Annotated in this window: 13 protein-coding genes; 7 read left to right on the forward strand and 6 right to left on the reverse strand. The window is 71.2% G+C overall.

Features of this window, described 5'->3' with window-relative positions:
• The first annotated feature begins 18 nt into the window (after nucleotides 1-18).
• Entirely contained in the window at nucleotides 19-894 is an 876-nt protein-coding gene (locus ACFWYM_RS26960; protein ID WP_384842643.1) for a carbohydrate ABC transporter permease, read from the forward strand.
• A 6-nt stretch (nucleotides 895-900) separates the two neighbouring features.
• Nucleotides 901-2394, forward strand: a complete 1494-nt coding sequence (locus ACFWYM_RS26965; RefSeq protein ID WP_384842437.1) for a glycoside hydrolase family 3 protein — start codon at nucleotides 901-903, stop codon at nucleotides 2392-2394.
• Nucleotides 2395-2454: 60 nt separating this feature from the next.
• Here ACFWYM_RS26965 and nagB read toward each other — a convergent pair whose 3' ends face one another.
• Nucleotides 2455-3240, reverse strand: coding sequence for a glucosamine-6-phosphate deaminase (gene nagB / locus ACFWYM_RS26970; protein ID WP_384842440.1), 786 nt, complete (start codon nucleotides 3238-3240; stop codon nucleotides 2455-2457).
• Nucleotides 3241-3433: 193 nt separating this feature from the next.
• Here nagB and ACFWYM_RS26975 point away from each other — a divergent pair, with 193 nt between their 5' ends.
• The 3 genes from ACFWYM_RS26975 to ACFWYM_RS26985 all read left to right on the forward strand — a co-directional run bounded on the left by ACFWYM_RS26975 (nucleotide 3434) and on the right by ACFWYM_RS26985 (nucleotide 6983).
• Nucleotides 3434-4510, forward strand: coding sequence for an SIS domain-containing protein (locus ACFWYM_RS26975; protein ID WP_384842443.1), 1077 nt, complete (start codon nucleotides 3434-3436; stop codon nucleotides 4508-4510).
• A 57-nt stretch (nucleotides 4511-4567) separates the two neighbouring features.
• On the forward strand, nucleotides 4568-5161 hold the full coding sequence (locus ACFWYM_RS26980) for a TetR/AcrR family transcriptional regulator (protein ID WP_384842446.1): 594 nt from the start codon (nucleotides 4568-4570) through the stop codon (nucleotides 5159-5161).
• Between the two features lie 355 nt (nucleotides 5162-5516).
• Complete coding sequence (locus ACFWYM_RS26985; RefSeq protein WP_384842646.1) at nucleotides 5517-6983, forward strand: PAS domain-containing sensor histidine kinase; 1467 nt, start codon at nucleotides 5517-5519, stop codon at nucleotides 6981-6983.
• A 207-nt stretch (nucleotides 6984-7190) separates the two neighbouring features.
• On the opposite strand, the gene ACFWYM_RS26990 is transcribed toward ACFWYM_RS26985, so the two are convergent.
• Nucleotides 7191-7448, reverse strand: a complete 258-nt coding sequence (locus ACFWYM_RS26990) for a WhiB family transcriptional regulator (protein WP_003992873.1) — start codon at nucleotides 7446-7448, stop codon at nucleotides 7191-7193.
• A 316-nt stretch (nucleotides 7449-7764) separates the two neighbouring features.
• Entirely contained in the window at nucleotides 7765-8733 is a 969-nt protein-coding gene (locus ACFWYM_RS26995; RefSeq protein WP_384842449.1) for a diacylglycerol/lipid kinase family protein, read from the reverse strand.
• Between the two features lie 79 nt (nucleotides 8734-8812).
• Between ACFWYM_RS26995 and ACFWYM_RS27000 the strand changes: the two genes are divergently transcribed.
• The gene (locus ACFWYM_RS27000) at nucleotides 8813-9265 is read left to right on the forward strand and encodes a hypothetical protein (protein WP_384842452.1); all 453 of its coding nucleotides are present in this window, start codon (nucleotides 8813-8815) and stop codon (nucleotides 9263-9265) included.
• 45 nt (nucleotides 9266-9310) lie between these two features.
• On the opposite strand, the gene ACFWYM_RS27005 is transcribed toward ACFWYM_RS27000, so the two are convergent.
• The 3 genes from ACFWYM_RS27005 to ACFWYM_RS27015 all read right to left on the reverse strand — a co-directional run bounded on the left by ACFWYM_RS27005 (nucleotide 9311) and on the right by ACFWYM_RS27015 (nucleotide 11275).
• Nucleotides 9311-10345, reverse strand: coding sequence for an RNA polymerase sigma factor SigF (locus ACFWYM_RS27005; RefSeq protein ID WP_384842455.1), 1035 nt, complete (start codon nucleotides 10343-10345; stop codon nucleotides 9311-9313).
• Nucleotides 10342-10755 carry an anti-sigma regulatory factor gene (locus ACFWYM_RS27010; protein WP_384842458.1) on the reverse strand — a complete coding sequence of 138 codons (414 nt, stop codon included), beginning with the start codon at nucleotides 10753-10755 and terminating at the stop codon, nucleotides 10342-10344. The genes ACFWYM_RS27005 and ACFWYM_RS27010 overlap by 4 nt, the downstream gene beginning before the upstream one ends.
• A 259-nt stretch (nucleotides 10756-11014) precedes the next feature.
• Nucleotides 11015-11275 carry a UBP-type zinc finger domain-containing protein gene (locus ACFWYM_RS27015; RefSeq protein ID WP_384842460.1) on the reverse strand — a complete coding sequence of 87 codons (261 nt, stop codon included), beginning with the start codon at nucleotides 11273-11275 and terminating at the stop codon, nucleotides 11015-11017.
• Between the two features lie 47 nt (nucleotides 11276-11322).
• Between ACFWYM_RS27015 and ACFWYM_RS27020 the strand changes: the two genes are divergently transcribed.
• Nucleotides 11323-12921, forward strand: a complete 1599-nt coding sequence (locus tag ACFWYM_RS27020; protein WP_384842464.1) for a Na+/H+ antiporter — start codon at nucleotides 11323-11325, stop codon at nucleotides 12919-12921.
• Nucleotides 12922-12946 lie beyond the last annotated feature (25 nt).

Raw genomic sequence — 12946 nt, forward strand, 5'->3', positions numbered from 1 at the left:
GTGATCGGAAAGGAGGACGTGGCCACGCCCGCCACGGCTCCTTCTGCCTCCCCCGCCCCCAAGGCCCGACGGCCCCGGCGCAAGACGAAGCTCGGCTGGAACCTCCTCGGCCTCGCCGTCTTCCTCACCGCGGGCTTCCCCGTCTACTGGATGCTGAACACCGCGTTCAAGCCCGCCAAGGACGCCATCGACCCCAACCCGCACTTCTTCCCGCGGACCTTCACCCTGGAGAACTTCCGCCGGGCCCTCGAGGTCTCGGACTTCTGGGGCCCCGTCGGGCGCAGCCTCATCGTGTCCCTGGTGGTCGTGGTCATCGGCATCGCGATCGGCATGCTGGCGGCGCTCGCCATCTCCCGGTTCGCCTTCCGCGGCCGCAAGATCGTGATCGTCGGCATCCTCGCGGTGCAGATGGTGCCGCTCGTCGCCATGATCATCCCGGTCTTCCTGCTCCTGAACGACCTCGGTCAGTACGACAAGCTCTCGGGCCTGATCATCACGTACCTGACCTTCATCCTCCCCTTCACGGTGTGGACGCTGCGCGGGTTCATCGTCAACATCCCCAAGGAGCTGGAGGAAGCGGCGATGGTCGACGGGTGCACCCGCACCGGCGCCTTCGTCCGCGTGGTCTTCCCGCTCCTCGCCCCCGGCATGGTCGCCACCTCGGTGTACGGCTTCATCCAGGCGTGGAACGAGTACCTCTACGCCCTGATGCTGATGAGCCAGCAGAACCAGACGGCCACCGTCTGGCTCGGCAACTTCACCACCAAGAACGGCACCGAGTACGCCCCGATGATGGCCGGCTCCACGATGATGGCCGTCCCGATCGTGGTCCTCTTCCTCCTGGTCCAGCGCAAGATGGCCGCGGGTCTCACGGCCGGCGCAGTGAAGGGATAACGCCCTATGACGACGCTCACCCGCGCCACCGACACCCTCACCCGCGACGCCCTCACGGTCCTGCAGCCCGGCTTCGTCGGCACCACGGCCCCCGACTGGCTGCTCCGCCGCCTCGGCGAGGGGCTCGCCTCCGTGGGCCTGTTCGGCCGCAACATCGCCTCGCCCGGGCAACTGGCCGCGCTCACCGCCCAGTTGCGGGCCGAGCGCGACGACGTGCTGGTCGCCATCGACGAGGAGGGCGGCGACGTCACCCGCCTCGAGGTGCGCACCGGCTCCTCCTTCCCCGGCAACCACGCGCTCGGCGCCGTCGACGACACCGCCCTGACCCGCGACGTCGCCGCCGAGCTCGGCCGCCGCCTGGCCGCCTGCGGCGTCAACCTCAACTGGGCGCCCTCCGCGGACGTCAACGCCAACCCGGACAACCCTGTCATCGGCGTCCGCTCCTTCGGCGCCGACCCGCTCCTGGTGGCCCGGCACACGGCCGCCTACGTCGAGGGCCTCCAGTCCTCGGGGGTGGCCGCCTGCACCAAGCACTTCCCCGGGCACGGGGACACCGCGGTCGACTCGCACCACTCGGTGCCGCGCATCGACGTGGACCTGGAGACGCTGCGCGCCCGTGACCTGGCCCCGTTCCGCGCGGCCATCGCGGCGGGCAGCCGGGCGGTCATGAGCGCCCACATCCTCGTACCGGCCCTGGACCCGGAGCGCCCCGCGACCCTCTCGCACCGCATCCTGACGGGCGTCCTGCGCGAGGAGCTGAACTTCGACGGACTGATCGTCACCGACGGCATGGAGATGCAGGCCATCGCCTCGACGTACGGCATCGAGCGCGGCAGCGCCCTCGCCATCGCCGCGGGCGCCGACGCGATCTGCGTGGGCGGCGGCCTCGCCGACGACGAGACGGTCCTGCGCCTGCGGGACGCCCTGGTCGCCGCGGTCCGCGCCGGCGAACTCCCCGAGGAGCGCCTCGCCGACGCCGCCGAGCGCGTACGGGCTCTCGCCTCCTGGACCTCGGTGTCGGGCGCGGCCGATCGTTCGGGGGGCGCGCCCGACACCGGGATCGGCCTCACCGCGGCCCGCCGCGCCCTCACGGTCACGCACGGCGAGACCTACGCGGGCCCGGTCACCGAGGCCCCGTACGTCGCCGCCTTCACGCCCCTGGCCAACATCGCGGTCGGCGACGAGACCCCCTGGGGCGTCGCCGCCGAACTCCAGCGCCGCCTCCCCGGCACCGGGACGGCCAGCTTCTCCGGTGACACCGCGGGCGCGGACGCCCTGGCGGCGGCGGGGGAGCGCCGCATCGTGGCGGTGGTCCGCGACGCCCACCGCCACCCGTGGATGGCGTCGGCCCTCGACACCCTCCTGACGGCCCGCCCCGACACGATCGTGGTCGAGATGGGCGTGCCCCAGTCGACCCCGCGAGGCTCCCTGCACATCGCGACGTACGGCGCGGCGAGGGTGTGCGGGGCGGCGGCGGCGGAGGCCATCACCGGTTCCTGACGCGGATACGACGATGGGGCGCCCCTTTCGCCAAGGGGCGCCCCATCGTCGTACGACGTCTCAAATGCCTTGCCACGCAGGCTTGTTGGCGTACGTGTGCCGGAAGTAGTCCGCCAGCTTCAGCTTCGAGGCGGCGGCCTCGTCGACCACGACGGTCGCGTGCCGGTGCAACTGCAGCGCCGACGCGGGCACCACGGAGGCCACCGGCCCCTCCACGGTCGCCGCGACCGCGTCCGCCTTGCCCTCGCCCGTGGCGAGCAGCACCAGGTGCCGCGCCTCCAGGATCGTCCCGATGCCCTGCGTGATGACGTGGTGCGGCACCTGCTCGATGTCCCCGTCGAAGAAGCGCGCGTTGTCCACCCGCGTCTGCTCCGTCAGCGTCTTGATGCGGGTGCGCGAAGCCAGCGACGAGCAGGGCTCGTTGAAGCCGATGTGCCCGTCGGTCCCGATGCCGAGCAGCTGCAGATCGACACCCCCGGCCTCGGCAAGTGCCTTGTCGTACGCGTCGCAGGCCCCCTGCACGTCCTCGGCGCTGCCGTCGGGCCCCATGAACGACGCCTCGCTGAGCCCGAGCGGCTCGACGACCTCGCGCAGCACGACGGAGCGGTAGGACTCGGGGTGCCCGACGGGCAGCCCGACGTACTCGTCGAGCTGGCAGATGCGGGCGCGCGCCACATCCACGGCGCCGGAGCCGACCTTGGCGGCCAGGGCCTCGTAGATGGGCAGCGGGGTGGATCCGGTGGCGACACCGAGCAGGGCGTCCGGCTTACGGCGCACCAGGGCGGCCATGGCCTCCGCGATGAGCTCGCCGCCTGCCTTGGCGTCCGGGACGATGACAACTTCCACGCTGGGCCTGCCGATCTGAAGAGGGGACTCAAACGGACTGTGGTATAGACCAATCTAGCAGAGCCGCACCGCCGTGACGCCGCGGACCGGGCAACTGCTCCCGCCCTCCCATGCTCGGCCGTTCACCGGCTCTCCGCCCGTCGAGCGCCCCTCGGGCGGGCGCCGTTCCCGCCGAGCGGGGACAGTGGAAGGCATGACCGACACGACACCGTCGGAGGCGCACGCCGAGCGCCCGGGCCGGATGATGTCCCGCGAGACGGCCGAGCAGCCCGAGGTGCTGCGCCGCATCCTCGACACCGGAGCCCCCGCGATCCGCGCCACCGCCGAGGCCATCGCCGCCCGGCGCCCCCGCTTCGTCCTGCTCACCGCGCGCGGCACGTCCGACCACGCCGCCCTGTACGCGAAGTACCTCCTGGAGATCCGCCTCGGCATCCCCTGCGGCCTCACCTCGATGTCCACCATCACGGCGTACGGCGCCAAGCCCGACCTGCGCGACGTCCTCGCCGTCACGGTGAGTCAGTCCGGCGGCTCGCCCGACCTGGTGGCCTCCACCCGGGCCGCGCGCGAGGCGGGCGCGATCACCCTCGCCGTGACCAACAACCCGGACTCCCCGCTGGCCGCCGTCTCCGAGCACCACATCGACGTCCTCGCAGGCCCCGAGCGCGCCCTGCCCGCGACGAAGACCTACACCGCGGCCCTGCTCTGCCTGTACCTCCTGGTCGAGGGGCTCGGCGGCGGCGACGGGCCGGCGGTGGCGGCCCCGCTGCCCGACCTCGCCGCCGGACTCCTGGCCCGCCAGGGCGAGATCAAGGACCTCGCGGCCCGCTACCGCTTCGCGGAGCGCATGGTGATCACCTCCCGCGGCTACGGCTATCCGACCGCGAAGGAGGCCGCCCTGAAGATGATGGAGACGAGCTACATCCCGGCGCTCGCCTACTCCGGCGCCGATCTGCTGCACGGCCCGCTCGCCATGGTCGACAACATCTCGCCCGTCATCGCGGTCGTCACGGACGGCAGCGGTGGCGCCGCCCTCCAGCCCGTGCTCGACCGGCTGCGCGGCCGCGGCGCGGACCTCGTGGTCGTCGGCCCGAAGGCCCAGGTCGAGCAGGCGTCCGCGGGCTTCGTGCTGCCGACCGGCGGCGTGCCCGAGGAGCTCCAGCCGGTCCTGGAGATCATCCCGCTCCAGCTCCTCGCGTACGAGGTGACGATCGCCCGCGGCCAGGACCCCGACGCCCCGCGCGCCCTGGCCAAAGTGACGGAGACCCGCTGACCGTCCGTGCACGGCCGCGCCCCTCCCATTCTCTAGCGCCCGCTATACAATTCCCGCATGGCGACGAAACAGCGGGGCCGCCCCCGCTCCTTCGACCGCGAGGCCGCGCTGGAGAAGGCGCTGCACACGTTCTGGGAACACGGTTACGAGGCGACGTCGGTCGCCGACCTCACCCGCGCCCTCGGCATCGGCGCCCCCAGCCTGTACGCGGCCTTCGGCGACAAGAAGACGCTCTTCGAAGAGGTCGTGCGGGTCTACGGAGAGCGGTACGACGCCGGTGCGCGCGCCTTCGCCGAGGAGCCGACCGCCCGCGCCGCCGTCCACCGCATGCTCCGCCGGGCCGCCGCCATCTACACCGAGGACGGCCACCCGCACGGCTGCCTCGTCATCCACGCCGCCACCAACTGCGCGACCCCGGAGGTCGAGGGCGCCCTGCGCGAGCGGCGCGAGGCCAACATCGCCTCCTTCGCGGACCGCATCAGATCCGATGTGGCCACCGGCGCGCTCCCCGCGGACACCGACCCCGAGGCCCTGGCCCGCTACGCCGGCGCCGTGCTCCAGGGCATGTCCCAGCAGTCCCGCGACGGCGCGGGACTGCGGGACCTTGAGGCGGTCGCCGACCTGTCGATGCGGGCCTGGCCGGGAACCTGAGAAGCGTCCGGATCGTCTTGTGGAGGGGCCGGTCCGGCCTTGGAGGAAGGGCCAACAATTAACATCGACCCACGCATGGACATCGGAGAATGGTCTAGTCCACAATGCGTGAGTAAAGCCTCCGCTCTCCCCGCACAGGAGGGCGGACCGAGGAGTCGGCGCTCTCTGCCCTGACCGCGTCGAGTCCTCCCGGTCGGCCCGCCGGTACCGCACATTCTGGCGGCCGATGCACCTGAAGGGCTGCGGTGCCAGGCAGGTTGAGGGTCCTGCCTCGGCGCCGCGGCTCGACGGGGCCGGAGCCCGGCTCCGGAAAGCCTCTCGAAGGCCGCCAGGTACGCTCGCACACGTGCCCTCCATGAACGACCTCGTACGCCAGCACACCGCCCTCGGCGACTCCGATCTCGAGTGGCTGCATCTGCTGGTCTCGGAGTGGCAGCTGCTCTCCGACCTCTCCTTCGCCGACCTCGTGCTCTGGGTCCCCACCCGCGACGGCACCCGCTATGTCTCGGTCGCCCAGATGCGCCCCAACACCGGCCCCACGTCCTACCAGGACGACATGGTCGGCCACCTGGTCCCGCGCGGCCGCCGCCCGCTCCTGGACGCGGCCCTGGACGAGGGGCGCATCGTGCGCGAGGGCGACCCGGAGTGGCGCGAGGAGGTCCCGGTCCGGGTGGAGTCCATCCCCGTACGCAGGGAAGGGCGCGTCCTCGGCGTCATCGCCCGCAACACCAACCTCCTGACGGTGCGCACCCCGTCCCGCCTGGAGCTCACCTATCTCCAGTCGGCCTCCGACCTCGCCCAGATGATCGCCGCAGGATCGTTCCCCTTCCCGAACCAGCAGGTCGACATGGACGCGTCCCCGCGCGTGGGCGACGGGCTGCTCCGCCTCGACGCCGACGGCATCGTCCAGTACGCCTCGCCGAACGCCCTGTCCGCGTACCACCGCCTCGGTCTCGCCTCCGACCTCGTCGGCCACCACCTGGGCAAGGCCACCGCCGAACTCGCCCCGTCCCGGGGCCCGGTGGACGAGGCGCTCACCAAGCTCGCCAGCGGCTGGGCACCCCGCGAGTTCGAGATCGAGGGCGGCGACGGCGTGATCCAGCTGCGTGCCATCCCGCTCAAGCCCAAGGGCCCGCGCATCGGTTCGCTCGTCCTCCTGCGCGACGTCACCGAACTCCGCCGCCGCGAGCGGGAGTTGATCACCAAGGACGCCACCATCCGGGAGATCCACCACCGGGTGAAGAACAACCTCCAGACGGTGGCCGCCCTGCTCCGCCTGCAGGCCCGTCGCATCGACTCGGCCACCGGCCGCGAGGCGCTCGAAGAGGCCGTGCGCCGCGTGGGCTCCATCGCCATCGTCCACGAGACGCTCTCCCAGAACCTGGACGAGCGCGTGGAGTTCGACGAGATCGCCGACCGCGTCCTCGCGATGGTCGCGGAGATCTCCCCGGGCAAGGTCACCGGCCGTCGCACCGGCCGCTTCGGGATACTCGACGCCGAGGTCGCGACCCCCTTGTCGATGGTCCTCACCGAGATCCTGCAGAACGCCCTGGAGCACGGCTTCGGCCCCGGCGACACCGGCACGGTCGAGGTCTCCGCGGTCCGCGGCGGCACCAGCAAGGACTCCCGCCTGCTCATCACGGTCCAGGACGACGGCGTCGGCCTGCCTGCCGACTTCGACCCGCACCGCTCCGGCAACCTCGGCCTGCAGATCGTGCGCACCCTCGTCGAGGGCGAGTTGAGCGGAACCTTCGACATGGTCCGGGCTCCGGAGCGCGGGACGCAGGTCCTCCTTGACATTCCCGTACGCGGTGACAAGTAGCCGTACGCAGAAGCGAATTCGGCACCCGCTCGGCGCGCGGCGCGGGGGAGCGGTCGGTACACAGCAGAAGGCCCCGGACCACTGAGTGGTCCGGGGCCTTCTGCTCACGTTGCTATGCGCATCGGGGGCACTGCGCGCTGCGGTTCGGGAGGCGGGAGTTGCGTACTCGCTGTACGCGCCGCCGGGCCCAGGCTGGGGCAGTGGGCGTCAGGCGCTGGCCTGGCGCGCACGGTTGCGGGCGGCGCGGCGCTTCATCGCGCGACGCTCGTCCTCGCTGAGGCCACCCCAGACGCCGGAGTCCTGGCCGGACTCGAGCGCCCACTGCAGGCACTGCTCAATGACAGGGCAGCGACGGCAGACGGCCTTGGCTTCCTCGATCTGCAGCAGCGCAGGACCGGTGTTGCCGATGGGGAAGAACAGCTCGGGGTCTTCCTCGCGGCAAACGGCGTTGTGACGCCAGTCCATGGCTGCTACCTCTCTTGGTGTGACATGCAGGTTGCTTGTGAATGTGAACGCTTTCACGAATCCCCCCGCACGGGAAGGGCCGACTCCCAGTTGCCTGGTGTGGACCTTGTGAGTGAGGTGGGGTTCTGGCTCTCTGTGGGGCCGATGTTGCGGGCCGTCCCGATCGCCATGTAGAGATTCGCAAACCTCGGCGGCGGATACAACCCCTTCAGGAAAGTTTTTTTTGATTCCTCAGTGTCGGCTGGGTCACAGCCGTACTTCTATGGGGTGGACCGTGGCCTAAACGTTCGAGTGAAAGGACTTTAGGCCCTTCCACTCACACAATCACACGCAGTGCACGGCGAACGCCTGTGAACGTCACGCTCGTCCGCAGCCCCAGATGGTCACCGTCCATCTGAAGGGGGAGGGGCACCTTCGAATGCAAGGTGAAGTCGACGAGGTCATGGAGCGTAACCGCGTGCTTGCCGTGGGGTCCCCGCTCGGGCGAGGAGGTCAGCAGCTGTGTTCCGTACCGGGCGACGGCGGCGGTGGAAAGCCTGCTCAGGCCCATGATGTCCAGCCCCGTCTCGAAGGACGCCTGGGGTGACGCGTAGAGCGGGCGGTTGCCGAGGAAGCTCCACGGAGAGGTGTTGCAGACTATCGACATCACCAGGTCCGTGACCGGGTCCTCGCCGGGCCGCTCCAGCGTGATGGTGCCGTGCCTGCGGTTCGGCTCCTGAAGGAATTGGCGCACCACCTGGCGCACATAAAGGGCGTGCGTCGAGCGCTTTCCGCGCTCCCGCTGCTGTTCGACCCGGCCGACCACTCCCGCGTCGAAGCCGAATCCGGCGGCGAAAGTGAACCAGCGCGGCGGCACCGTCTCGTCCTCGCTGCCGGGAGTTCCCGAGACGCGGCCGAGACTCACCGTCCGCTCCGAGCCCTCGCGCAGGGCGTCGAGAAGCGCGCCGGTCGCCTCCACCGCGTCGTTCGGCAGACCGAGGGCGCGCGCGAAGACATTGGTGGAGCCGCCGGGGACCACCGCGAGGCGGGGCAGGCGGTCGGGGTCGGGGCCGTGGTGGAGCAGGCCGTTGACGACCTCGTTGACGGTGCCGTCGCCGCCGAGGGCGACGACCAGCTCGATGTCCTTGCTCTCCGCCGCCTGCCGGCCGAGGTCCCGGGCGTGCCCGCGGTACTCCGTGGTGACCGCCTCGAGCTTCATCTCGCTCGCCAGGGCGTGGATGAGGACTTCGCGCGTGCGCGCACTGGTGGTGGTTGCCGCCGGATTGACCACAAGGAGTGCACGCATGCGCAGCAGACTACCTACCGGTCTTTACCTGGCCCAGACCCAGGTCCGGACCCTGGACACGCAGAGCTACCCTGCTGAGGTGAGCACTGAGCGGAAGTCCACCCCCGAAGCCCCGGACGAAGCCCCGGTTTCCGGCCCGCGGCCCGCGCGCCTGACGGCCGCCGCGGCCCTTGCCGCCGTCGAGGGGCTCGCGCTCCTCGCCGGAGGTGTGTACATGCTCGTGATGGGTCTCGCGGGTGACCCCGACAACCCGGAGCAGGCCACGACCGGCGGGGTCACGCTGATCGTCCTGGCGCTGCTTCCGCTGCTCGCCGCGCGCGGTCTGCTCGGTCTGCGCCGGTGGAGCCGCGGGCCCGCGATCATCACGCAGATCATGGCGCTGCCCGTCGCCTGGCAGCTCCTCCAGGTCGACAGCGCCCTGATCGTCGCCGGGATCGCGCTCGCCGTGGTGTCCGTCACGTCACTCGTCCTGCTGGTGAACGCCGAGACGACCGAGGCGCTCGGCATCCGGGGGCCCGGCAACACCGCGTGACGGGTCCGCCCGGCAGGCCCGTCACTCCTCGGCTCGCTCCTCGGCTCACTCCTCGACGAGGAGCTTCTCCCGGAGCTGGGCCAGCGTGCGGGCGAGCAGCCGGGAGACGTGCATCTGGGAGATGCCGACCTCCTGCGCGATCTGCGACTGCGTCATGTTGCCGAAGAACCGGAGCAGCAGGATGCGCTTCTCGCGGGGCGGCAGGTCCTCCAGGAGCGGCTTGAGCGACTCGCGGTACTCGACGCCCTCCAGGGCCTCGTCCTCCGCGCCCAGGGTGTCGGCCACAGCCGGTGACTCGTCGTCCGTGTCGGGGACGTCCAGGGACAGCGTGGAGTACGCGTTCGCCGACTCCAGGCCCTCCAGGACCTCCTCCTCGGAGATGGCGAGCTTCTCGGCGAGCTCGTGCACCGTGGGGGAGCGGCCGTGCAGCTGGGAGAGCTCCGCCGTCGCCGTGGTGAGCGCGAGCCGGAGCTCCTGGAGGCGGCGGGGAACCCGGACCGCCCAGCCCTTGTCGCGGAAGTGCCGCTTGATCTCGCCGACGACCGTGGGCGTCGCATACGTGGAGAACTCCACGCCGCGCTCCGGGTCGAAGCGGTCCACGGACTTGATGAGGCCGATGGTGGCGACCTGGGTGAGGTCGTCCAGGGGCTCGCCGCGGTTGCGGAAGCGACGGGCCAGGTGCTCGACGAGCGGCAGGTGCATGCGGACGAGCTGATTGCGCAGCTCCGCGTACTCCGGGCTGCCGTCCTTCAGGGAGCGCAGCTCGACGAACATCGCTCGCGCGCCGCTGCGGTCCTGTGGATCGTGCCGGCTGTGCTGCTCACCGTGTCGCTCGTGCTCGCTCATGGGCCCGCCCGTCACCCGCCGCCGCCCCTTCGGGGCGGTCGGCTCTGCTTGCTCCGACACATCGGCCACCGTGCGGGGCCCCGACTGCTCCGGGTCCTCGGGATGCGGCCTGGCCTGCTGCTCGGGGATGGTCATGCGCGTACCTCCCCGGCCTTCGGCGGGCAGGCCCCGTGTGCTGCGTGGCTCGCGTGTTCCGCGCTCTTCGTCCCGCACCGGCCCGTCCCCGTTCCTCACGCCGGCCCGGGTCCCGCGCCGCGTTGCTTGTAGAGGCTGATCGAAACGGTTTTGTCGTCGGCGACGTCGGAGCCCACCTTGCCCGCCAGGGCCGAGAGGACGGTCCAGGCGAAGGTGTCCCGCTCGGGGGCGCGACCGTCGGTGGTCGGCGCGGAGACCGTCACCTCCAACGAGTCGTCCACGAGCCGGAATACGCAGCTGAGCACGGAGCCGGGCACGGCCTGTTGCAGCAGGATCGCGCACGCCTCGTCGACCGCGATGCGGAGGTCCTCGATCTCGTCGAGGGTGAAGTCCAAACGCGCTGCCAGACCGGCCGTCGCCGTACGCAGCACCGACAGGTAGGCACCCGCAGCCGGCAGTCGGACCTCGACGAAGTCCTGATTCCCGGGCTCGCCTGCGATCTGGGACACCCTCACCTCCAAGGGGGTACAAGCACTTTCGGGGCTCCAGGCCCACCGCGACCGCGGCAGTCCGGACCGCGTCACTCGGGTAACGCGCCACGTGGTTCAGCGGTGACGCTACCGCGCTCCGCAGTTCTGTGTCCCGGGGACCCCGCCCCGCTGCTGTCACTCATAGTAAGCCTACGGGTACGGACAGTGGCTAGGGGTCTGCGGGCCCAATTGGAAAGTATGGGCGGTCACTTCAACAGATGGGTGACGTACCCAGGCGTCAGACGATCGAACCGTCGACGAAGCACCAGCGCCACTTCTCGCCCGGTTCGAAGGTGCGCATGACCGGGTGGCCGGTGTCCTTGAAGTGCTGCGTCGCGTGCTGGAACGGCGAGGAGTCGCAGCAGCCGACGTGGCCGCAGTCCAGGCAGAGCCGGAGCTGGACGGGGTGGCTCCCGGCGGCCAGGCACTCCAGGCAGGTGTCGCTCAGGGGTGCCGGCTCGGGGTGCGGCAGCGCGGGGACGTGCGAGCACTCGTTCATGATTGCCAGGTTACGACGTGCAGAGAAACCGTGAAGGGGCTTGCCCGATGGACGTATTGCCACTGGTGGCGCTGATCGCGGCCAGTGCCGCTGTGGCCGGGGCAGCACGGCGCACGCCGGTGCCCGCGCCGCTGCTCCTCGTCGCGGCCGGGCTCGCCGTCTCGTACATCCCGAAGGTCCCGGACTACCACCTGGACCCGCACGTCGTGCTGCCGCTCATCCTGCCGCCGCTGCTGCACACCGCCGCCCTGGAGAGCTCGTACCTGGACCTGCGGGCGAACGTCAGGCCGGTGGCGCTGCTCTCCGTCGGCTACGTCCTGTTCGCCACCGTCGCGGTCGGCTGGCTCGCGTATCTGCTCGTCCCCGACCTGCCGTTGACGGCCGCGCTCGTGCTCGGCGCGGTGGTCGCGCCGCCGGACGCGGTGGCCGCCACGGCCATCGCGCGCCGGGTGGGGCTGCCCTCCAGGATCACCACGATCCTCCAGGGCGAGTCCCTGGTGAACGACGCCACCGCGATCACCGCCTACAAGGTGGCGCTCGCGGCGGCCGTCGGGGCGGGCGCCAGTTGGGGTGGCGGCATCAGGGAGTTCCTGATGGCGGCGGTCGGCGGGGTCGGCGTCGGGCTGCTGCTGATGGTGCCGATCCACTGGCTGCGCTCGCACCTGAAGGAGGCGATGCTGCAGAACACGCTGTCGCTGCTCGTCCCCTTCGTCGCGTACGCGGCGGCGGAGCAGGTCGGCGCCTCCGGAGTGCTCGCCGTCGTCGTGGTCGCCCTCTACCTGGGGCACCGTTCCTGGCAGGTCGACTTCGAGACGCGGCTGCAGGAGGCCGCGGTGTGGAAGGTCGTCGCGTTCATCCTGGAGTCGTCGGTCTTCGCGCTGATCGGGCTGCAACTGCGCGTCGTCGTCGGGGAGCTGGGGGAGTACGGCGCGGGGCAGGCCGTCTGGTACGCGGTCGGGGTCTTCGTCTTCGTCGTGGTCACGCGCTTCGTGTGGTCGTATCCGGCGACGTATCTGCCCTTGTGGCTGCGGCCGCGGATCAGGGAGCGCGAGGGGGACATGGACTGGCGGCGGCCGCTGATCGTGAGCTGGGCGGGGATGCGGGGCGTGGTCTCCCTGGCGATCGCGTTCTCCATCCCGGAGCACATGGACGACGGGCAGGACTTTCCCGCGCGGAACCTGGTGCTGTTCCTGACCTTCACCACGGTGATCGGCACGCTGGTCGTGCAGGGCCTCACGCTGCCCTGGCTGATCAAGGTCCTGAAGCTGCCGGGCCGGGACGCCCGGGCGCAGACCCTCGCGGAGGCGCAGGCGCAGAGCGTCGCCTCGCAGGCCGCGGAGGAGCGGGTGGACGAACTCATGGAGGACGAGCGCAACAGCCTTCCGCCGCCCCTCCAGGACCGTCTGCACACCGTCCTGGAGCGGCGCCGCAACTCGGTGTGGGAGCGGCTCGGCCAGCCGAACCCGGTGACGGGGGAGTCCGCGGACGACACCTACCGGCGGCTCGCGCGCGAGGCGATCGCCGCGGAGCGCGAGGTGTTCGTGAAGATGCGGGACGAGCGGCGCATCGACGACGAGATGATGCGCACCCTGCTGCGGAAGCTGGACCTCGAAGAGGCCGCCGCGTACCGGGAGATGGAGGACTGAGGGGGCCGTGCGCTCAGGGCCCGCG

It is taken from the genome of Streptomyces sp. NPDC059009, assembly GCF_042740175.1.
Lineage (GTDB): Bacteria > Actinomycetota > Actinomycetes > Streptomycetales > Streptomycetaceae > Streptomyces.

What these genes read in the sequence shown, in the direction of transcription:
- ACFWYM_RS26985 (WP_384842646.1), top strand. Translation starts at nt 5,517, where the DNA reads ATGAACGACCTCGTACGCCAGCACACCGCCCTCGGCGACTCCGATCTC.
- ACFWYM_RS27015 (WP_384842460.1), bottom strand. Translation starts at nt 11,275, where the DNA reads ATGAACGAGTGCTCGCACGTCCCCGCGCTGCCGCACCCCGAGCCGGCA.
- ACFWYM_RS26975 (WP_384842443.1), top strand. Translation starts at nt 3,434, where the DNA reads ATGACCGACACGACACCGTCGGAGGCGCACGCCGAGCGCCCGGGCCGG.
- ACFWYM_RS26965 (WP_384842437.1), top strand. Translation starts at nt 901, where the DNA reads ATGACGACGCTCACCCGCGCCACCGACACCCTCACCCGCGACGCCCTC.
- ACFWYM_RS26980 (WP_384842446.1), top strand. Translation starts at nt 4,568, where the DNA reads ATGGCGACGAAACAGCGGGGCCGCCCCCGCTCCTTCGACCGCGAGGCC.
- ACFWYM_RS26990 (WP_003992873.1), bottom strand. Translation starts at nt 7,448, where the DNA reads ATGGACTGGCGTCACAACGCCGTTTGCCGCGAGGAAGACCCCGAGCTG.
- ACFWYM_RS26995 (WP_384842449.1), bottom strand. Translation starts at nt 8,733, where the DNA reads ATGCGTGCACTCCTTGTGGTCAATCCGGCGGCAACCACCACCAGTGCG.
- ACFWYM_RS27020 (WP_384842464.1), top strand. Translation starts at nt 11,323, where the DNA reads ATGGACGTATTGCCACTGGTGGCGCTGATCGCGGCCAGTGCCGCTGTG.